The organism is Hylemonella sp. P2_B10 (genome assembly GCF_056404875.1).
This window is the reverse complement of the sequence record NZ_JBFUDE010000003.1, coordinates 478,694-498,105: the sequence shown is the minus strand read 5'-3', so window position 1 is coordinate 498,105 and position 19,412 is coordinate 478,694. Positions and strand designations below refer to the sequence as shown.

The 19,412-nt window shown below is 65.9% G+C and carries 16 protein-coding genes; 9 read left to right on the top strand and 7 right to left on the bottom strand.

The features are described 5' to 3' along the window. Positions 1-2 precede the first annotated feature (2 nt). Entirely contained in the window at positions 3-389 is a 387-nt protein-coding gene (locus tag AC1DX2_RS14715; protein ID WP_477197110.1) for an eCIS core domain-containing protein, read from the bottom strand. 34 nt (positions 390-423) lie between these two features. Then, positions 424-1,146 (bottom strand): glutathione S-transferase family protein, encoded by a 723-nt coding sequence (locus tag AC1DX2_RS14710; protein WP_477197109.1) that lies wholly within the window; start codon positions 1,144-1,146, stop codon positions 424-426. Between the two features lie 92 nt (positions 1,147-1,238). On the opposite strand from AC1DX2_RS14710, the gene AC1DX2_RS14705 reads away from it, so the two are divergent. Next, positions 1,239-2,123: a LysR family transcriptional regulator gene (locus AC1DX2_RS14705; protein WP_477197108.1), complete on the top strand. Its 885-nt coding sequence runs from the start codon at positions 1,239-1,241 to the stop codon at positions 2,121-2,123. 28 nt (positions 2,124-2,151) lie between these two features. On the opposite strand, the gene AC1DX2_RS14700 is transcribed toward AC1DX2_RS14705, so the two are convergent. Beyond that, positions 2,152-2,931 carry a substrate-binding periplasmic protein gene (locus AC1DX2_RS14700; RefSeq protein ID WP_477197107.1) on the bottom strand — a complete coding sequence of 260 codons (780 nt, stop codon included), beginning with the start codon at positions 2,929-2,931 and terminating at the stop codon, positions 2,152-2,154. A gap of 134 nt (positions 2,932-3,065) precedes the next feature. Here AC1DX2_RS14700 and AC1DX2_RS14695 point away from each other — a divergent pair, with 134 nt between their 5' ends. The 6 genes from AC1DX2_RS14695 to AC1DX2_RS14670 all read left to right on the top strand — a co-directional run bounded on the left by AC1DX2_RS14695 (position 3,066) and on the right by AC1DX2_RS14670 (position 7,923). Next, positions 3,066-3,350, top strand: a complete 285-nt coding sequence (locus AC1DX2_RS14695) for a hypothetical protein (RefSeq protein ID WP_477197106.1) — start codon at positions 3,066-3,068, stop codon at positions 3,348-3,350. A gap of 65 nt (positions 3,351-3,415) precedes the next feature. Then, positions 3,416-4,093, top strand: coding sequence for a TetR/AcrR family transcriptional regulator (locus tag AC1DX2_RS14690; protein ID WP_477197105.1), 678 nt, complete (start codon positions 3,416-3,418; stop codon positions 4,091-4,093). Beyond that, the gene (locus tag AC1DX2_RS14685; RefSeq protein ID WP_477197104.1) at positions 4,090-5,034 is read left to right on the top strand and encodes an SDR family oxidoreductase; all 945 of its coding nucleotides are present in this window, start codon (positions 4,090-4,092) and stop codon (positions 5,032-5,034) included. The genes AC1DX2_RS14690 and AC1DX2_RS14685 overlap by 4 nt, the downstream gene beginning before the upstream one ends. Before the next feature lie 33 nt (positions 5,035-5,067). Beyond that, positions 5,068-6,228: an acyl-CoA dehydrogenase family protein gene (locus AC1DX2_RS14680; RefSeq protein ID WP_477197103.1), complete on the top strand. Its 1,161-nt coding sequence runs from the start codon at positions 5,068-5,070 to the stop codon at positions 6,226-6,228. Positions 6,229-6,231: 3 nt separating this feature from the next. Beyond that, positions 6,232-7,401 carry an acyl-CoA dehydrogenase family protein gene (locus tag AC1DX2_RS14675; RefSeq protein ID WP_477197102.1) on the top strand — a complete coding sequence of 390 codons (1,170 nt, stop codon included), beginning with the start codon at positions 6,232-6,234 and terminating at the stop codon, positions 7,399-7,401. A 33-nt stretch (positions 7,402-7,434) separates the two neighbouring features. Beyond that, positions 7,435-7,923: a thioesterase family protein gene (locus AC1DX2_RS14670; RefSeq protein WP_477197101.1), complete on the top strand. Its 489-nt coding sequence runs from the start codon at positions 7,435-7,437 to the stop codon at positions 7,921-7,923. Here the strand turns inward: AC1DX2_RS14670 and AC1DX2_RS14665 are convergent, their stop codons facing one another. Then, positions 7,924-12,840 (bottom strand): beta strand repeat-containing protein, encoded by a 4,917-nt coding sequence (locus AC1DX2_RS14665; protein ID WP_477197100.1) that lies wholly within the window; start codon positions 12,838-12,840, stop codon positions 7,924-7,926. A 170-nt stretch (positions 12,841-13,010) separates the two neighbouring features. Here AC1DX2_RS14665 and AC1DX2_RS14660 point away from each other — a divergent pair, with 170 nt between their 5' ends. Further along, the gene (locus tag AC1DX2_RS14660) at positions 13,011-14,225 is read left to right on the top strand and encodes a 6-phosphofructokinase (protein ID WP_477197099.1); all 1,215 of its coding nucleotides are present in this window, start codon (positions 13,011-13,013) and stop codon (positions 14,223-14,225) included. Between the two features lie 5 nt (positions 14,226-14,230). Here AC1DX2_RS14660 and AC1DX2_RS14655 read toward each other — a convergent pair whose 3' ends face one another. Continuing rightward, the gene (locus tag AC1DX2_RS14655; RefSeq protein WP_477197098.1) at positions 14,231-15,478 is read right to left on the bottom strand and encodes an alkaline phosphatase family protein; all 1,248 of its coding nucleotides are present in this window, start codon (positions 15,476-15,478) and stop codon (positions 14,231-14,233) included. A gap of 181 nt (positions 15,479-15,659) precedes the next feature. Between AC1DX2_RS14655 and AC1DX2_RS14650 the strand changes: the two genes are divergently transcribed. Next, positions 15,660-16,187 (top strand): glycine zipper 2TM domain-containing protein, encoded by a 528-nt coding sequence (locus AC1DX2_RS14650; RefSeq protein WP_477197097.1) that lies wholly within the window; start codon positions 15,660-15,662, stop codon positions 16,185-16,187. A 96-nt stretch (positions 16,188-16,283) separates the two neighbouring features. Here AC1DX2_RS14650 and AC1DX2_RS14645 read toward each other — a convergent pair whose 3' ends face one another. Next, entirely contained in the window at positions 16,284-17,450 is a 1,167-nt protein-coding gene (locus tag AC1DX2_RS14645; protein ID WP_477197688.1) for an ABC transporter substrate-binding protein, read from the bottom strand. Positions 17,451-17,552: 102 nt separating this feature from the next. Beyond that, positions 17,553-19,412: an AMP-dependent synthetase/ligase gene (locus AC1DX2_RS14640; protein WP_477197096.1), complete on the bottom strand. Its 1,860-nt coding sequence runs from the start codon at positions 19,410-19,412 to the stop codon at positions 17,553-17,555.

Here is a 19,412-nt window from a genome sequence, read left to right as displayed (position 1 = left end):
CCTCAGGAGCCCGTGCCCTGCACCAGCGCTCTGGCGCCCATCACGTCGGCCTCGCGCTCCAGTGCCAGGTCGTCGCTGACAGGCACGCCGGACGCGGTGGCCTTCACCCGCCCCTGCTTTTGCTGCACCACATGCCAGGCCTCGCTGGGCAGGTGCCGTTCCTGCCCGGGGGCGATGTGGATGTCCATGCCGCTGGTGTAGGCCTGGGCCTGAAGTTCCACCGGTTTGAGCGAGTTGTAGTGCACCCGCACATCCGACATGCTCAGCCCGCTGAGCATTTCCACGCCGGCCTTCAGCGCATCGGGCAGGCCGGTGGCGTTGCCACCTTTCTCGTAAACCGTCTTCTTGATCGGTTCAGGCAACTGGTCGAAATGGTCAGTGGCAGCCATGGCAGAACTCCTTGAGCAAGCGGATACCGCCGCATTATTCCACCGCCACCGGGCTGCGCAAGCGGTCCGCTGCGGCACGCGTCGCCGAATGTGCGGCCACGTGCACGGACAAGGCGGAGCGGCGCGCCAGCAGGAAGTTGCGCAGCAACTCCGCATAGTCCGCTGGCGCGGCCTGCTGCACCGATGACCGGCGCGCCAGCGCCGCACGCCAGGCCTGCACCTTGGCAAGGCCCGTGAAAAAGCCGAAATCGCCCACGGCATCCAGCACGTCGAAGTAGCGGAACACCGGGCCGAACACCGCGTCCACGATGCAGAAGTCGCGCCCGGCAAAGTAAGGGCCTGGCCCCAGCTCGGCTTCCAACTGCTCAAAGCGGTGGCGCAGGTCAGCCGCCTTGAGTGCCAAGGCGGCCTCATCGGGCGCGTTGTAGAAGCCGGCAATGCCGTTGAGCAGCGCCGAGCCAAACTCCATCCAGCCGCGGTGGCGCGCCCGCGCCAGCGCATCCTGCGGGTGCAGGCGGGGCGCCAGCGTGTCGTCCAGGTACTCGCAGATCACCGCAGACTCGAAGATGGGGGTGCCCTGCGCCACCAGCACCGGCGTCTTGCCCAGTGGCGACAGTTGCAGGAACCAGTCCGGCTTGTGGGCCAGGTCCACATCACGGCGCTGGAAAGGCACGCCCTTTTCCATCAGCACAATGGCGGCGCGCTGCACATAGGGGCACAGCAGGTGGCTGACCAGGGTCAGGCGGGGAATGGGCATGGCGTGGCTCCTGTGAAACGGTGAGATTGAACTTCGATGCGATGCAGTTTAGGATTGCATTCACGCAAAAGAAATAAGCAATACAGCAATCCATGCTTGCAGATACGCAATCCACATTGAGCCCGACCGACCTCGAGATGGTGCTGGCGCTGGCGCGCGCAGGCACCCTGGCACGGGCCGGCGAGCGGCTGGGCGTGGACGCGTCCACCGTGTTCCGCAGCCTGCAGCGCATGGAAAAAAAGCTGGGCCAGCGCCTGTTCGAGCGCTCACGCGCCGGCTACCAGCCCAATGAGCTGGCGCAGACGCTGGCTGGCCACGGCGAGCAGATCGAGGCGCAGCTGGAATCAGCCCGCTCGGCGCTGCAACAGGGCCCGGGCCAGGTGGCCGGCACGGTGCGCATCACCAGCACCGACAGCCTGCTGCATGGGTTGATCGCACCGGCGCTGGCATCGCTGCACGCCAGCCACCCGCTGCTGAGCTTCGATTTGCACGCCGGCAACGAGCTGGCCAGCCTGACCCGGCGCGAGGCCGACATTGCGGTGCGCGCCACCAAACGCCCGCCGCCGCACCTGGTGGGCCGGCACGTGGGGCCGCTGCGCATGGCGCTGTACGGCGCAGCAAAGAACAAGCTGCGTCGCTGGAGCGATGCGCAGGCCGCTCAACAGGCCTGGATCGCGCCGGACGATGCGCTGCCCGAGCACCCCTCGGTGCTGTGGCGCAAGAAGCATTACCCGAAAGCGGTGCCGACCTACCGCGTCAACAGCATCCTGACGGTGATGGAGTTGATCGCACTGGACCTGGGGGTGGGTCTGCTGCCGTTGTTCCTGGCGGCGCCGCGTCCGGACCTGGTGCAGCTGACGGACGTACTGGACGAGTGCCAGACCGAGTTGTGGCTGCTGACGCACACCGAATCGCGCCACCTGCGCCGGGTGGCAGCGGTGTTTGGCCACCTGGCGCAGCAACTCACGCTTGATTGACGGCAGGTATTGGCCGCCGTGGGCCGCTTCAGTTCATGTAGGGCTGGTATTTGCGCAGGATGGCGTCATAGACGCCATTGGTCTGAATGATTTTCAGCCCGGCATTGAAGCGGTCGCGCAGCGCAGCATCCTTGAACACCGCCTTGCGCGGGTTCAAGGGAAAAATGGTGTGAAAGATGACCGGCTGGCTGGTGTCCAGCTGCGGGTCCAGCCGGCTGGTGAAGTAGCGGAAGATCAGCTTGTCGCCCACCACCACGTCGACCCGACCGGTGAACAGCAACCGGTCCTGGGCGATCTGCTGCGAATGCTCCTGGTAGTTCGGGTGGCGGGCCACCACCGCCCTGAAGCGCTCGCCCAGGATCAAGCTGGCGTTCTGGAAACCGGCAATCGAGTACGCAGACAAATCTTCCACGCCACGCAGACGTATGTTGCGGCTGGCCAAGGTGATGGCCACGTTCTGGTAATTCAGATAGGGGGCAGAAAAATGGTCTTTGCCGCCTATGCCCTCGTCGACCGTCAGCAGCACGTCGAGCTTGCCGGCCCGCTGCATGGCCAGGCCGCGCACCGGGGGAAACTGCAGCGCCACCATCTTGTAGCCGATGGCGGCAAGCACCTGCTCGGCGATTTCGTACTCCAGGCCTTCCTTGCCCGACTCCATGATGTAGGGCGGCTTGGCCAGGCCCATGCCCACGCGCACCTCAGCCTGCCCGGCCCAAGCCGCGCCCACCCAGGCTAAGCAGGCGCAGGCAAAGCCCAGTCGCACGATGGTGGGACTGGCCAGGTGGAGGAAGCGCAAGCGTCTCAACATGGTCAACAATGTGTCAAATCATCTTATACCTGTACGCTCATCAACCATGGCCAGTGTATGGCGTCCGTTGCCGCCTGTCAGCCAAACGGGCTGCCGGCGCGTTAGGGGGTTACCAACAGCTTCCACCCGCGGACATGGCCAAGCAATTTGACGATACGCCGGGACTGCCCCAGATGGGTGGCGCCGCGCCCGTGGCTGATGCCCAGGTGCGGATGCTCAATGAGGTGGATTTCAAGTGGCTGATGGCCGGCCAGGGTTGCTGGGTCGACCGCGAGCGCTTCCAGGCCGACGGTGCCTACGCAGAAGACCTGTTGCGCCAGGCGCGCAGCTCGTCCTGCGCCGCGTTGCGGGATTGCGCCACCACCTTGCAACGCCAGATGCAGGCCACCACCCCGCCCATGCAGGCCCCCAAGGGCTGATTCACCTGCATTTTTACCAAGCAATCGCTTGCTATAAATAGGCGGATTTGCTATGGTCTGGGGCCATGGACCCCAATACCCTGCCCGGCGCTGAAACTTCGCCAGGCAACCTGCCCACCAAACGCCCGCGCGGCCGGCCACGCAAGACCGCTGACGAGCGCGATGACGGCAACCGCCGTGGCGAGCTGCTGAAGGCTGCCGCCCGGCTGTTCCGCCGCCAGGGCTATGAGGCCACCACCACCCGCGACGTCGCCGCCGCAGTGGGCATGCGCAGCGGCTCGCCGTTCTACCATTTCAAGAGCAAGAACGCGCTGCTGTACGCGGTGATGGAAGAGGGCATGCGCTCGGCCATCGCGCGCCAGCAGCAGGTGCTGGACGCTGCGCCCGCTGAGTCGCCAAACAAGGCCAGTGCCCAATTGCGCCAGCTGGTGCGTGCGCACTTCGACATCCTGCACGGCCCCGGCAACGACTTCATCCCGGTGATGCTGTACGAGCACCGCGCTTTGAGCACCCGCCAGCGCGCCACGCTGGCCAAACTGCAAAACGACTATGAGGCGCCGTGGACGCCGCTGCTGCAAGCGCTGCACACCAGCGGCCACCTGCGCGCACCAGTGAAGCTGGCGCGCCTGCTGGTGCTGGGCGCGCTGAACTGGTCGGTGCAGTGGTACGACCCCAAGAAAGGCGCGTCGCTGGACGAACTGACCGACGCCGTGATGGCCCTGTTTTCCCTGGAGCGCGTATGACAGCCCCTGTGCAGCAACAACAACCCGACCCCCATGCCAACCGCTACCAATCGGTGTTCGCGCCCGGCCTGATGGCCGGCAAGGTGGTGGTGGTCACTGGCGGCGGCTCGGGCATAGGCCGCTGCGCGGCGCATGAGCTGAGCGCCTTGGGCGCGCACGTGGTGCTGGTGGGCCGCAAGCCCGAAAAATTGCAGGCGGTGCTGGCCGAAATCGCGCAGGACGGTGGCTCGGCCAGCACCCAGGTCTGCGACATCCGCCAGGAAGAGGCGGTGAAGCAGACCGTGGCCGCCATCCTGGCCGCGCAAGGCCGCATCGACGGCCTGGTGAACAACGCCGGTGGCCAGTACCTGACGCCGCTGGAAGCCATCACCGCCAAGGGCTGGGAGGCGGTGGTGGCCACCAACCTGACCGGCGGCTTCTTGATGGCGCGCGAATGCTATGTGCAGCACATGCAAAAGCACGGCGGCGCCATCGTCAACATCGTGGCCGACATGTGGGGCTCCATGCCCGGCATGGGCCACAGCGGCGCGGCGCGCGCCGGCATGGTCAGCTTCACCGAAACGGCGGCGCTGGAATGGGCGCACGCCGGCGTGCGCGTCAACGCGGTGGCACCGGGCTACATCGCCTCCAGCGGCATGGACCATTACCCGAAGGAAGCCGCCCCCATGTTCCGCGCCATGACGCAGACCGTGCCACTGGGTCGCTTTGGCTTGGAAGCCGAGACCTCCGCCGGCATCGTGTTCCTGCTCAGCCCGGCGGCCAGCTTCATCAGCGGCAGCACGCTGCGCATCGATGGCGCCCGCCCGCAGGTGCGCATGGGCTGGCCGATGGAAGTGGCCAATGCCCAGGTGCAGCAGCGCGACGCCATCAAGCCCTTTGACGGCTTCCACCGCGCCCAGGTGCCGCGCGTGTTTGCCACGCCTGAACAGCAGCAGCCCTGACCCTTTCCCAAAACAAACCCGAAGAGACACGCCATGCGCTACACCCACGAACACCTGGAAATCCAGAAGACGCTGAAACGCTTCATCGACAACGAAATCAACCCCCATGTGGACGAGTGGGAGGCGGCCGAAATCTTCCCCGCCCACGAGCTGTTCAAAAAGCTGGGCAACCTGGGCCTGCTGGGCCTGACCAAGCCCGAGGCCTATGGCGGCGCCGGGCTCGATTATTCGTACGGCATGGCCATGACCGAGACGCTAGGCCACATTGACTGCGGCGGCGTGCCCATGGCCATTGGCGTGCAGACCGACATGTGCACGCCGGCGCTGGCACGTTTCGGCAGCCCCGAGCTGTGCAAGGAATTTCTGGCGCCGGCCATTGCCGGCGACATGGTGGGCTGCATAGGTGTCAGCGAGCCGGGCGCGGGCAGCGACGTGTCGGCCATCAAGAGCTATGCGCGCAAGGACGGTGACGACTACGTGATCAGCGGCCAGAAGATGTGGATCACCAACAGCTTGCAGGCCGATTGGATGTGCATGCTGGTCAACACCGGCGAAGGCCCGGTGCACAAGAACAAGAGCCTGGTGATGGTGCCCATGGACAGCAAGGGCATAGAGAAAGCCAAGAAGATCCGCAAGATCGGCATGAACTCCAGCGACACCGGCCTGATCTACTTCGACGAGGTGCGCGTGCCGCAGCGCAACCGCATCGGCCAGGAGGGCGCCGGCTTCATCTACCAGATGATGCAATTCCAGGAAGAGCGGCTGTGGGCCGCCGCCAGCTGCCTGGAGGGGCTGACCAACTGCATCCAATCCACCATCGACTACGCCCAGGAGCGCAAGCTGTTCGGCGGCACGCTGGCCGACCAGCAATGGGTGCAGTTCAAGCTGGCCGAGCTGAAGACCGAGGTGGAATGCCTGCGCGCGCTGACCTACCGCGCCTGCGAGCTGTACATCAGCGGCCAGGACGTCACCGAGCTGGCCTCCATGGCCAAGCTGAAGGCCGGCCGCCTGAACCGCACCGTGCCCGACACCTGCCTGCAGTTCTGGGGCGGCATGGGCTTCACCTGGGAGAACAAGGTGTCGCGGCTGTTCCGCGACGGCCGGCTGGGGTCCATCGGCGGCGGCGCCGACGAGGTGATGCTGGGCATTCTGGCCAAGATGATGGGCATCGCCAAGAAGCCGACCAAGGGCTGAGCGATGGCGGCCGTCACAGACGACAACGACCACGACGCGCAAGCGCTGGCCGACAGCGTCACCCGCTTCGCGCAGCGCGAGATCTCGCCCTTCGCCACGCAGTGGGACGAAGCTGGCGAGTTCCCGCGCAGCCTGTACACCCGCGCCGCCGAGCTGGGCCTGCTGGGCGTGGGTTACCCCGAGCACCTGGGCGGCACGCCGGCCAGCCAGAAGCTGCGCAATGCCTTGACCCTGCCTTTGGCACGGCATGGCGCCAGCGGCGGCGTGTTCGCCAGCCTGTTCTCGCACAACATCGGCCTGCCACCCATCCTGCACCATGGCAGCACAGAGTTGCAGCAGGAAGTGATTCCGCCAGTGCTGCGCGGCGAGAAGATTTCTGCGCTGGGCATCACCGAGCCCGGCGGTGGCTCGGACGTGGCGGCGCTGCGCACCACGGCGCGGCGCGAAGGCGGCGACTACATCATCAACGGCGAAAAGGTGTTCATCACCTCCGGCATGCGCGCCGACTGGATCACGCTGGCGGTGCGCACCGGCGAGCCGGGTGAGGCCAGCAAAGGTCCGCGCAACATCTCGATGATCGCGGTGCCGGGCGACGCGGCCGGCCTGTCGCGCACCGCCTTGCAGAAGATGGGCTGGCACAGCTCCGACACCGCGCACCTGCGCTTTGACAATGTGCGCGTACCGGCGCGCTACCTCGTTGGCGAGGAAGGCGCGGGCTTTCGCATCATCATGACCAACTTCAACGGCGAGCGCCTGGCCATCGCTGTCGGCGCTTTGGGCTTTGCCCAGGCTTGCCATGACGAGGCGCTGGACTGGGCGCGCCAGCGCCACACCTTCGGCGTGCCGCTGCTGCAGCACCAGGTGGTGCGCCACAAGCTGATGGACATGCAGATGCAGATCGCGTCCACCGCCGCCTGGGTGGATGCGGTGACGGCGCGCTTTGACGCTGGCGACCACGGCCCGGAGTGGGTGGCGCAGGTGTGCCTGCTGAAGAACCACGCCACGCAGGCCATGCAGTTCTGCGCCGACCAGGCGGTGCAGATCCTGGGTGGCATGGGCTACATGCGCGGCACGCGCAGCGAGCGCATCTACCGCGAGGTGAAGGTGCTGATGATCGGCGGCGGCGCCGAAGAGATCATGAAGGACCTGGCCGCCCGCCAGCTGGGCCTGTGAGCCAAAACCGCAGCGCGACTAACATGCTTCTCCATGACCAAACATCCCGCGCCCGCTGAGCCCGTCGTTTTCGAACCTGAATTCGTCGCCGGGCTGAAGAAGATCTTCGAAGAGATGATCGTCTTCAACCAGGTGCTGGGCCTGAAGATCGCCGACGTGAAGCCCGAGCGCGTCAGTGCCCACATCGCGATGCGCAAGGAGCTGGTGGGGCACTACAGCTTCAACCGCCTGCACGGCGGCGTCATCAGCGCCGGGCTGGATGCCATGGGCGGCCTGGCGGTGATGGCGGCCATTGGCGCACGCCACATGGATGAGCCGCCGCTGCAGCGCCTGCACCGCTTTGCCAAGCTGGGCACCATCGATCTGCGCATCGACTACCTGCGCCCCGGCATCGGCGAGCATTTCGAACTGCGCGCCGAGGTGATGCGCCTGGGCTCGCGCGTGGCCTCCACCCGCATGGAGTTCCTGGGCGCGGACGGCAAGCTGCTGTCCACCGGCTCGGCGGCCTACATCGTGTCCTGATCACGCCGTGTCATAGGCCCAGCCGGTCTGCGCCAGGCCGGCCAGGCCCACATGCTGCTGGTTGGCGCTGGAAATCGCCATGTCCACCATCCACTGCGCCTGCGTGGTGCTGTTGTTGTTCAGCGGCGCCACCAACGAGGCCAGCGTGGCCGCATCGGGCGCCTGGCCGTTCACATTGGCGTAGACGAACTTGACGAAGGTCGCGTTGTCAGCACCACCGGCAAAGGCCGCCATGATACCGGCGCCCACCAGCAGCGAGGCACCGTCCAGCATGGAAGCGCCGCCGTCGAAGAAATTCAGGAAGATGCCGGCCCAGGGCCGGCTGGCGGTGAAGCCCGACCCCAGCGTGGCCCCCATCAGCAGCGCGGCCGTGCCGCCGGCCTGGAACGCCCCCATGTCCAGCGCCAGCCCCTGGTCAGAGAACTTCAGCCGTTCGATGTTGCTCAGGCTGTCGGTGCCCTCGTCGCTGCCGGTGGCGCCCACGGTGACGCCTGAGGACGTGCGCAGCAGCTGGTAGCCGGTGCGCGCACCGGCATACACCGCCGTGTCCGTACCCTCCTTGCCGTCCAAGGTGTCGTTACCGCCACCACCCGTCAAGCGGTTGTTGCCGGTATTGCCGTTGAGCACATTGTTCAGTGCGTTGCCGCTGCCACTCAGGTTGCCGGCCGCGACGGCCAGCTCCAGGTTCTCGACAAAATTGGTCAGCGTGTAGTTGATGCTGGCAATTACCTTGTCCACGCTGCCGCCCACGCCCAGGCCCTGCTCCTGGGCCTGGCCATTGGTGCCGGCGCCGGGCACGTTGGCGATCTCCACCACCTGGTCCCCGGCGTCGTCCACGATGAAGACATCGGCGCCCGCGCCGCCGGTCAACACATCAGCGCCAAGGCCGCCGTCCAGCTTGTCGTCGCCGTCGCCGCCGTCCAGCTTGTCGTTGCCCCCCAGGCCGCTCAACTGGTTGTCGCCGGCATTGCCCAGCAGCGTGTCACCAAAGGTGGCCGAACCGATCGCGCCTTCGATGGATTTCAATGTGTCGCTGCCCTTGACACCGGTGGCGGTTCCCGCACCCAGGTCCACGGTGACAGCGCTGGTGGCGGTCTGGTAGCTGGCAATGTCGTAGCCACTGCCACCTTGCAGCGTGCTGCCATCCAGTGTTCCGGGGATGACAAAACTCAGGTTCTCGACGCCGCTGAGCACGTCCACGCCATCCGCACCCACCTTGTCTTCCACCCGCCAGGCGCCCGGCCCCAGCGCGGTGATCACATAGTTGCTCTGCGGGCCGTCGAAGAACGCCGTGTCGAATCCGGCACCGCCCACCAGGGTGTCATTGCCCGCACCGCCGTACAAGTCATCGTCGCCATCGCCGCCATCCAGGCTGTCGTTGCCGTCTTGCCCCTCCAGCTGGTCGGTACCGGCCCCACCCTGGATCTGGTCGTTGCCGGAGTTGCCGCCGATGTGGTTGTCGCCGCCATCCCCAATCAGCACGTCGTCGACATAAGAGCCATACACATCCTCGATGCTGATCAGCACATCGTTGCCGTCCGCGCCACTGGCCCGCCCCGTGGCCAGGTTGACGTTGACGCCACCCTGCGCATCCCAATACACCGCCTGGTCATGACCGACCCCGCCATCCAGCGTGTCGTTGCCAGTGCGGCCGTTGAGAGTGTTGTCACCCGCGTCGCCGGTCAGCACGTCATTGAAGCTGGAACCGTAGACGTTTTCTATGTTCGCCAGGGTGTCGTTGCCTTCCGCGCCGCTGGCCTTGCCAGTGGCCAGGTTGACCACGACCGCCCCCTGTGCGTTGGTGTAATACACCCAGTCAGAGTCGGCGCCACCGTCCATCGTGTCGTCACCGCGACCGCCCGACAGGTTGTCATACCCCTCGCCACCACGCAGCAGGTCATTGCCGTTGCTACCCAGCAGGTAGTCGGAGCCCGCGCCGCCGTTCAGCGTGTCGTCGCGGTTGCCGCCGCGCAAGGTGTCGTCGCCTGCCGTCCCGGTGAGGTTGCGCGGCACGCTCAGCGTGGCGTCGTACAGGATGCCGCCATAGGGCACATCATCCGACGTGCGCTCGGACGTGAACTCGTCCACCCCGAAGCTGCCCACCAGGTCCACCACCACGTCGGCACCCGGCACGGCGTCCGCCCCCACGTACAAGCGGGTGACACCACCGCTGGGCGTGCCCAGCATCAGCTGGCCTGCCAGCAGCGCAGAGGGATCGTTCCCGCTCAGGATGACGAATGACAGTTCACCGACACCGAACTGCAACATGTCGCCATTGGTCAGGTCCAGGATGCGGTCGATCTCCGTCGGGCTGTCGGCGCCCAGCACGTAGACGTCGGCGCCCGCCCCGCCGCTCAGCGTATCCGCGCCCTGCCCGCCTTCCAGACGGTTGGCGCTGGCGTCGCCGGTCAACTGGTCGGCATGGTTGGAACCCACCAGGTTCTCTATGCCGCTCAGGCTGTCGTTGCCGGCACCGCCGCTGACCTTGCCCGTGACCAGGTTCGCCGTCACGCTGGCGTCGGCACCCCAGTAGGCCACGGTGTCCACGCCAGCGCCACCCACCAGGGTGTCGTTGCCGGCGCCACCTTCCATGGTGTTGTCCTTGGCGTCGCCGGTCAGGACGTCGTCAAATGCGGAACCCTGCAGGCTTTCGAAGTTGCTCAGCCGGTCGCTGCCGGCGGCGCCGCTGGCCTGCCCGGTCGCCAGGTTGACCGTGACGCCGCCGGACGCGTCGCCATACAGCGCCCAGTCGCTGCCTTCGCCGCCATCCAGGGTGTCGTCGCCACTGCCGCCATTCAGGTAGTCACCGTCCGCACCGCCGCGCAGCACATCGCTGCCGCCGCCGCCAAGCAATGTGTCATAGCCGTCGCCGCCATCCAGCGTGTCGTTGCCATCGCCACCGTCCAGCATGTCGTCACCGCCCAGGCCGCTGAGCGTGTCGTTCTGGTTGCCGCCGCGCAGCGTGTCGTTGCCGGCGGTGCCGGTCAGGTTGTGGGGCTGGCCCAGCGAGGTGTCGAACAGCAGCGACCCGGTGGCTTCTGGCCGGCGCGCAAAATCCGCCGCCACAAAGCTGCCCACCAGGTCGATCACGCAATCCGCGCCGGGCTGGTCATTCACGCCCACATACAGCCGGGTGATGCCACCTGTCGGTATGCCCAGCATCACCTGCCCGCGCAGCAGGGCTGCGGCGTTGTTGCCAGTCAAGAGGGTGGTGGACAATTCCATGCCGCCAAACGCCAGCACGTCACCACTGCCCAGGTCGGTGATGCGCTGGATGTCCAACGGGTTGTCACCGTAGAACAGAAACAGGTCGGCACCGGCCCCACCTGTCAAGGTGTCCTGCCCGCCATTGCCCCCCAACACATTGGCGTTGGCGTCGCCCACCAGCACATCGTTGTAATTGGAGCCTGTGACCTCCTCAATGCCGCTGAGCTGGTCATTGCCGTCCGCGCCACTGGCCAGGCCGGTGGCCAGGTTGACGTTGACCGGGCCGTTGGCGTCCCAGTACACGGCCGTGTCGTGCCCGGCGCCGCCAACCAGCGTGTCGTTGCCGGCACGGCCGTTGAGCGAATTGTCGCCGGCGTCACCGGTCAGCTGGTCGTTGAACGACGAGCCATAGATGCTCTCGATGTTGGACAACTGGTCGTTGCCATCGGCTCCACTGGCCGTGCCGGTGGCCAGGTTGACGTTGACGCCACCCGTGGCCGAGCTGTAGAACACGGTGTCGCCACCCACACCACCATCCAGCGTGTCGTTGCCCGCACCGCCCGCCAAGCCGTCGCTCTCATCCCCGCCTCGCAGCAAGTCGTTGCCGTAGCCCCCGTACAAGGCGTCATAACCGCTGCCACCGTCCAGCGTGTCGTTGCCGTCGCCGCCACGCAGATCGTCTTCGCCGGCCAGGCCGTTCAGCGTGTCGTCCCGGTTGCCCCCACGCAGCGTGTCATTGCCTGCGGTGCCCGTCAGGTTGCGCGGTTGGGCCAGCGTGCTGTCGAACAACAGCGACCCATAGGGTGCGAACTCGGTCGAGAACTGGCCGGCCGTGAAGCTGCCTGTCAGCTCCACCACGATGTCGGCCCCCGGCGTGCTGTCGGTGCCCACATAGAGGCGGGTGAGCCCATTGGTGGGCGTGCCCACCATCACCTGGCCCTGCGCCAGCTTGGAAGCATCGTCTCCGCTGATCAGGGCGTCGGCCAGTGGGCCGGCATCAAACGCCAGCACATTGCCGTTGCTCAAATCGGTGATGCGGTCCACGCCCGCGCCCGGTCCGCTGGTGAAAACGAAGGTGTCTGCGCCCCCACCGCCGCTCAGGGTGTCGTTGCCCTGGCTGCCGTACAGCCGGTTGTCATGGCTGTCGCCGATGATCACGTCATCGAAGCTGCTGCCGTCCACATCCTCGATGTTGGACAACTGATCGTTGCCATCGACACCGGTGACACGCCCAGTGGCCAGGTTGATGTTCACCGGGCCGCTGGACCCCCAATACGGCGCACTGTCTTCGCCGGCGCCGCCATCCAGCGTGTCATTGCCGCGGCCGCCATACAGCATGTTGCTGCCGGCGTCACCCACCAGCACGTCGGCGAAATCCGAGCCGTAGACATTCTCGATGTTGACCAGCTGGTCGTTGCCTTCGGCACCGCTGGCACGGCCGGTCGCCAGGTTGACGCTGACGCCAGCAGTGGCATTGGAATAAAACACCGAGTCCGAATCGGCACCGCCGTCCAGGGTGTCGTCGCCCAGGCCGCCCGTGAGGTGGTCGTAGCTGTCGCCGGCCAGCAGCAGGTCGTTGCCGGTGCCGCCCGTCAGCTCGTCGTGGCCGCCCAGGCCTTCCAGCGTGTCGTTGCCACCCAGTCCGGTCAGCGTGTCGTCGTCCGCCCCGCCCACCAGGTGGTCATTGCCCTCAGTACCTTTCAGATCCATGAAGCCTCCAACGCTGGCCGTTCATGACATTGTCGCGATTCGGCGCCCAAGCGCAAGGCGGGTTACCAGTTGGGTACCGGAAGTTGCCAGCGGCACCGCAGTGCTTGCACAATGGGCCAATGCGCCCCAGCGGCGCCTCCAAAGGCAACCCACAACAAGGAGACTTCGCCATGGCATCCGGAAAAATCCTGGTCGCGCAAGGCGGCGGCCCCACCGCCGTCATCAACCAGTCGCTGGTGGGGGTGGCGCTGGAGGCGCGGCGCTTCCAGAGCGTGCAACGCATCTACGGCGCGCGCCACGGCGTGCGCGGCATCGTCAATGAAGACTTCATGGACCTGACGCAGGAGACCAGCCACAACCTGGAACTGGTGGCTGCCACGCCCTCCTCCGCCCTGGGCTCCACCCGCGACAAGCCGGACGCCAAATACTGTGCCGAGATCTTCAAGGTGCTGCAGGCGCACCAGATTGAGCATTTCTTCTACATCGGTGGCAACGACTCCTCCGACACCGTGCGTATCGTCAGCGGGGAGGCGAAAAAGGCCGGCTACCCGCTGCGCTGCGTGCACATCCCCAAGACCATAGACAACGACCTGGTGGGCAACGACCACACACCCGGCTTCCCGTCGGCGGCGCGTTTCGTCGCCCAGGCCTTTGCCGGCGCCAACCTGGACAACGCCGCGCTGCCCGGTGTCTATGTGGGCGTGGTGATGGGCCGGCATGCGGGCTTTCTGACCGCCGCCGCCGCCCTGGGCAAGAAGTTTCCGGACGACGGCCCCCATTTGATCTATGTGCCCGAGCGCACCTTCGAGATTGCCCGCTTCCTGGCCGACGTCAAGGCCACGTATGAGAAATATGGCCGCTGCGTCATCGCCGTCTCCGAAGGCGTGCACGACGCCGCCGGCACGCCCATCCTCAGCCTGCTGGCCAAGGAGCTGGAACACGACGCCCACGGCAATGTGCAACTGTCGGGCACCGGCGCGCTGGCCGACCTGCTGTGCGAGGAGATCAAGGGCAAGCTGGGCATCAAGCGCGTGCGCGGCGACACCTTTGGCTACCTGCAACGCTCCTTCATAGGCTGTGTGTCCGACGTGGACCAGCGCGAAGCCCGCGAGGTGGGCGAAAAGGCGGTGCAGTTCGCCATGTGGGGCCAGCGCGACGGCTCGGTGGCCATCAAGCGCACCGGTTTCTACTCGGTGGACTACGAGCTGCTGCCGCTGGAGGCGGTGGCGGGCAAGACGCGGGTGATGGAAGACGAGTTCATCACCCCTTCCGGCACCGACGTGACCGACGCCTTTCGCCTCTACCTGCGCCCGCTGCTGGGCTCGGGCATGCCGGACGCCTTCCGGCTGCGCCACCACCCGGTGGCCAAGGTGCTGAAGGCCTAGTCAAGCTATTTGGCGAGCACCGGCGCAAACGTCGCCAGCCGGCCCTGGTTGGGCTCGGGCTTGATGCGCAGCAGGTGCGTCAGCAGCGGATAGACGTCCAGGTTGCTGAACTTGGGCAACTGCGTGCCGGGCTTGAAGGCCGGGCCTGAGGCGATGAACAGCGCTGCCATCTCGGGCTCCGCCGGGTCAAACCCGTGGTTGCCAATGTCGGGGATCTTGCTGCGCGCCAGCCGCTCGCGCGTGGCCATGGACCAGCCCAGATCGGCCAGGCACACATAAGCCCCCACACGCCGGTGCTGGCTGAAATCAAAGCGCGCCGGCAAATCCGCCTTGGCCCAGCAGCGCACATGCTCGTGCGACGTGCCCACCAGTGCCTTGGCTATTGCAGCGTCCTGGCCCGGCAAGGGCGTAAAGCCCAGGGTCGGGCCCCAGTTGTCGAATTTCTCCACCTTGGACAGATCCATCAACTCGTCCAGCACGATCAGCCGGCGCTCGATGTCCATGGGCGTCATGCCGTGGTCCGACACCACCACCAGGTTGGTGTTGGCCCACAGGCCGCGCGCCTTCAACCCGGCGATCAGATGGCCCAGGGCCGTGTCCACGTCTGCGATGGCGGCGTTCAGCTTGGCGCCATTCGGCGGGTTGTGATGACCTTCGTGGTCCACCGTGTCGAAATACAGCGTCACCAGGTCGGGCCGTTCCTCTAACGGACGGTCCAGCCACGACAGCACCTGGCCAATCCGTTGCGGTGCCTTGAATTCCTTGCTGAACGGCTGCCAGTCATTCGGCCGCACGCCCTGTATCGCCGCTTCCGTGCCGGGCCAGAACATGGTGGAGGCGCGCAGCCCCTGGCGCTGCGCCGTCACCCAGATCGGCGTGGCATCGTCCCACCAGCGGCGGTCACCGGCCGTGGTGTGGTTGCTGTTCTTGAAGGTCACGCCGGGGATGGTCGGGTCGGTCATGGTGTTGCCCACCACGCCGTGGCGCCCCGGCGTCAGCCCGGTCACCAGCGTGTAGTGGTTGGGAAACGTCAGGCTGGGGAAGGACGGCTCCATGCCCTGCGGCGCAAACACGCCACCCTGCACGAGGCCGGCCAGCGTGGGCGTGATGCCGCGCTGCAAATACTCCGGCTTGAAGCCGTCTATGGACACCAGGATCAACAGCGGTGGGCGGGCCGGCGATTGCTGCGCACAGGCGGCCAGCAGCAGCGCCAGAAAGAGCACGCCCAAACGGCGCATAAACGGATTTCTCATGCCCCCATTGTCTCAGGCCCGTGTAAAAGTACCGTGAAACGGTACCGGGAGGTTTGACCTGCAAGACGTTACAAGCCCTTACACGCGCGCCATAGAAGCGCAAGACAATGCAGCCATGATTCATCACAAGGCAAGCCCAGCAGGGCCGCCGAATGGATCGAAACTCGCAAGGAGCACTCGCATGAACAAGAAACTCTTCCTCATTTCCGCCCTGGCGCTGGCCAGCGGCGCCAGCTTCGCGCAGGAAGCGGCGCGCGTGATTTCCAGCACGCCCGTGATCCAGCAAGTGGCGGTGCCGCGCAAGGTGTGCACCACCGAGCAGGTGGCGACGCAGGGCCAGAAGTCCGGCGCCGGCGCCATCATGGGCGCGATTGCCGGCGGTGCCGCTGGCAACGCCATCGGCCAGGGCAGCGGCAAGGCCGCCGCCACGGTGCTGGGCCTGTTTGGCGGTGCCATCCTGGGCGACCACATCGAAGGCGGCTCGGCCGGCGGCGTGGAAAACGTGCAGCGCTGCACGACGCAAAACTTCATGGAAAGCCGCACGCTGGGCTACAACGTGGTGTACGAATACGCCGGCCGGCAGTACAGCGCGCAGTTCCCCAACGACCCGGGTCCCACGGTGCAGCTGCAGATCGCCCCGGTGGGCGCGGTGAGTTCGCTGGCGCCGGAAGTCAGCACCGTGTCTTACGCACGGCCGCGCCGCTATTGAGCCACAGCTTGCGCTCAGCAAAAAGGCCACCCGAGGGTGGCCTTTTGTTTGGGCAGGGCTGGCTTCGACAAGCTCAGCCCGAACGGACTGGCGTGTTCAGGGCTTCACATAGTCCGAAATCACCTTCCACTTGCCGTCGGTGATCTGCGACAGGCGCGACAGGTCGCTGCCCAGGTGCTTGGTGGGGCCGTAGGTGGCCCGGGCGGCACCGAACATGTCGGGCTCGATCACCATGGTGTCCATGGCCTTGATGAAGGTCTCGGTGCTCAGGTTCGGCCCGGCCTTTTGCGCGCCGCGGATGAAGGCGTCGATGATCAGGTAGCCATAGACCGAGAACACCGTCGGGTCTTCGTTGAACTTGGTCTTGTACTTGGCGGCCCAGAAGCGCAGCGGCTGCGAGGCTTCGTCCAGGTAGGGGTGCTGCACCGTCATGGTGGCGTACAGGCCGTCCATGGCCTTGCCGCCCAGCTTGTGGATCAGGTCGGTGTAGGCGGCGCTGCTGCCCAGGAAGACCGGGTTGAAACCGGTCTTGCGCGCCTCGGCGATGGTGCCTATGGTCTCGCGGATGATGGTGCCCAGCACCACCAGGTCGCAGCCGCCGGCCTTCATCTTGGCCACCTGCGACGAGAAGTCGGTGGCACCGCGCTTGAACGAGGTCTTTTCCACCAGCTCCATGTTCGCCGTCTTCAGGCCGGCCTCGGCGCCGCGCAACACTTCCAGGCCGAAGTCGTCGTCCTGGTAGATGGTGCAGACCTTCTTGGCACCCTTGTCCTTGATCATCTTGGGCAGGGCGATGCGGATCTGGTCGAAGTAGGTGGCGGCAAACGAGTACTTCAGCTTGTGGAAGGGCTCGTACATTTCACGCGCGGCGGTGATGGGGAAGAAGTTGATGATGTTCTTCTCGAACTGCACCGGCATCGCCGCCATGTTCTGCGCCGTGCCGATGTGGCCGGCCATGATGAAGATCTTGTCCTGGTTGACCAGCTTCTGCGCTGCCAGCACGCTCTTCTTGGGGTCGTAGCCGTCGTCCTCGGTCTGCAGCTTCAGCCGGCGGCCATGCACGCCGCCCTGCTCGTTGACCTCGTCGATGCGCAGCAGCATGCCGTTGCGCGAGGCCTTGCCGTAGCCGGCCAGCGGGCCCGACAGATCCTGGATGGTGCCGATCAGCACTTCCGTCTTCGACACCCCCTGTTGCTCGGCAGCCAGCGACCCCGTCGCGGCCAGGGCCAGCACGGCCAAGGCCAGTGCCGATTTCAGCTTCATCACCATGGTTTGTCTCCTCGTTTGAATGTGGTTGGTTTGTGTCGTGATTCTTGGCTCTGCACGGCCCCTGTCAAGCGCACTTACCCGCGCCGCCTTGCGCCGCTAGGCCGTGTACATCGCATCAATCTGCGGCGCGTACTTCTTTTCCACCAGCTTGCGCTTGAGTTTCATCGTCGGCGTCAGCTCTTCGTCCTCGGCGCTGAGCTGGGTCTGCAGCAGGTAGAACTTCTTGATCTGCTCCACGCGGGCAAACTTCTTGTTCACCCTGTCGATCTCTTCCTGGATCAGCGCCAGCACCTCGGGCGCCTTGGTCAGGCTGGCGTAGTTGCTGAAGGGCACATCGCGGTCCTGGGCGAACTTTTCCACGTTCTCCTGGTCGATCATCACGATCACCGTCAGGTAGGGCCGCTTGTCGCCAATCACCACCGCGTCGGTGATGTAGGGCGAAAACTTCAGGTCATTCTCCAGCTCGCTGGGCGTCACGTTCTTGCCGCCGGCGGTGATGATGATGTCCTTCATGCGGTCGGTGATCTTGAAGTAACCGTCCGCATCCACCTCGCCCACGTCACCGGTGTGCAGCCAGCCGTCGGCCGTCAGCGACTCGGCGGTCTTCTCCGGCAGGTTCAGGTAGCCGGCAAACACGTTCTTGCCGCGCACCATGATCTCGCGCGTGGCGGGGTCGATCTTCACCTCGTTGTAGCCCGCCGCCGGACCGATGGAGCCGGGCTTGATGCGGTCGGCCGGCATGCCGGTGGAGGCGCCACAGGTCTCGGTCATGCCCCACACCTCCAGCATGGGCACGCCCAGGGCCAGGTACCACTTGACCAGGTCGGGCGAGATCGGCGCCGCGCCGGTGACCAGGAAACGCGCGCGGTGTATGCCCATCAGCTTGCGCACGTTGTCCAGCGCCAGCGCGCGCGCCAGGCGAAACTTGAACTTCAAAAAGCTGTCCACCGGCTGCCCCGCCAGCACCTTGTCGGCAATCTCGTATCCAACGCCAATGCTCCACTTGTAGGCGGCCTGCTGCACCGCGTCTGCCTCTTTCAGCGCGATCATGATGCTGGAATAGAACTTCTCCCACACCCGCGGCACGGCGGTGACCACGGTGGGCGCGATCTCGCGCACGTTCTCAGGAATGGTCTCGGGGTTCTCGACGAAATTGAGCTTGGAGCCGGTGTACAGCCCGAAATACACGCCGCCCATGCGCTCGGCAATGTGGCACAGCGGCAGGAAGCACATGCGCTCATCGTCCGGTGTCTGCTGTATCAGCCGGTTGTAGCCCTGCACGGTGTACACCAGCCCCTGGTGCAGGTGCATGGCGCCCTTGGGCTTGCCGGTGGTGCCCGAGGTGTAGACCAGGATGGCCAGGTCTTCCGGCTTGCAGGCCAGGGCGCGCTGGCGCAGCGTGTCGGGGTGCTGGGCCTTGTAGGCGCGGCCCAGCTCGCGCAGCCGGTCCAGGCTGATCACCTGCTCGTCCTGCAGATCGCGCAGGCCTTCCATGTCAAACACCACGATGGTCCGCAGGCCGGGCAGCTGGTCACGCACCTCCAGCGCCTTGTCCAGCTGCTCGTCGTCTTCCACAAACAGCACGCGGGTGCGCGAGTCTTCGCACAGGTAGTGCACCTGGCTGGCCGCGTCGGTGGGGTAGATGCCGTTGGCCACGCCGCCGCAGCTCAGCACCGCCAGGTCGGCCCACAGCCATTCGACCTTGGTGTTGGCCAGGATGGACGCGCACTCGCCCGGCGCAAAGCCCAGCGACAACAGGCCACAGCCGATCTCGTCCACCAGCGTGGCGGTCTGGTTCCAGGTCCAGCTGCGCCAGATGCCCAGCTGCTTCTGCCGCAGCCACACCATGTCGCCGCGCGCGGCCACCGCGTTCCAGAAGATGGCGGGAATGGTCTCGCCGGCCATCACGATGCCCGGATCGCCGGTCAGCACATTGGGGGCCCAGAGTTCAGACAT

Bases quoted from the DNA above. Each gene is read 5' to 3' on its own strand.
- AC1DX2_RS14705 (WP_477197108.1), top strand. From the start codon at position 1,239: ATGCTTGCAGATACGCAATCCACATTGAGCCCGACCGACCTCGAGATG.
- AC1DX2_RS14700 (WP_477197107.1), bottom strand. From the start codon at position 2,931: ATGTTGAGACGCTTGCGCTTCCTCCACCTGGCCAGTCCCACCATCGTG.
- AC1DX2_RS14670 (WP_477197101.1), top strand. From the start codon at position 7,435: ATGACCAAACATCCCGCGCCCGCTGAGCCCGTCGTTTTCGAACCTGAA.
- AC1DX2_RS14665 (WP_477197100.1), bottom strand. From the start codon at position 12,840: ATGGATCTGAAAGGTACTGAGGGCAATGACCACCTGGTGGGCGGGGCG.
- AC1DX2_RS14655 (WP_477197098.1), bottom strand. From the start codon at position 15,478: ATGAGAAATCCGTTTATGCGCCGTTTGGGCGTGCTCTTTCTGGCGCTG.
- AC1DX2_RS14680 (WP_477197103.1), top strand. From the start codon at position 5,068: ATGCGCTACACCCACGAACACCTGGAAATCCAGAAGACGCTGAAACGC.
- AC1DX2_RS14675 (WP_477197102.1), top strand. From the start codon at position 6,232: ATGGCGGCCGTCACAGACGACAACGACCACGACGCGCAAGCGCTGGCC.
- AC1DX2_RS14640 (WP_477197096.1), bottom strand. From the start codon at position 19,412: ATGTCTGAACTCTGGGCCCCCAATGTGCTGACCGGCGATCCGGGCATC.
- AC1DX2_RS14650 (WP_477197097.1), top strand. From the start codon at position 15,660: ATGAACAAGAAACTCTTCCTCATTTCCGCCCTGGCGCTGGCCAGCGGC.
- AC1DX2_RS14715 (WP_477197110.1), bottom strand. From the start codon at position 389: ATGGCTGCCACTGACCATTTCGACCAGTTGCCTGAACCGATCAAGAAG.
- AC1DX2_RS14690 (WP_477197105.1), top strand. From the start codon at position 3,416: ATGGACCCCAATACCCTGCCCGGCGCTGAAACTTCGCCAGGCAACCTG.
- AC1DX2_RS14685 (WP_477197104.1), top strand. From the start codon at position 4,090: ATGACAGCCCCTGTGCAGCAACAACAACCCGACCCCCATGCCAACCGC.
- AC1DX2_RS14695 (WP_477197106.1), top strand. From the start codon at position 3,066: ATGGCCAAGCAATTTGACGATACGCCGGGACTGCCCCAGATGGGTGGC.
- AC1DX2_RS14710 (WP_477197109.1), bottom strand. From the start codon at position 1,146: ATGCCCATTCCCCGCCTGACCCTGGTCAGCCACCTGCTGTGCCCCTAT.
- AC1DX2_RS14660 (WP_477197099.1), top strand. From the start codon at position 13,011: ATGGCATCCGGAAAAATCCTGGTCGCGCAAGGCGGCGGCCCCACCGCC.
- AC1DX2_RS14645 (WP_477197688.1), bottom strand. From the start codon at position 17,450: ATGAAGCTGAAATCGGCACTGGCCTTGGCCGTGCTGGCCCTGGCCGCG.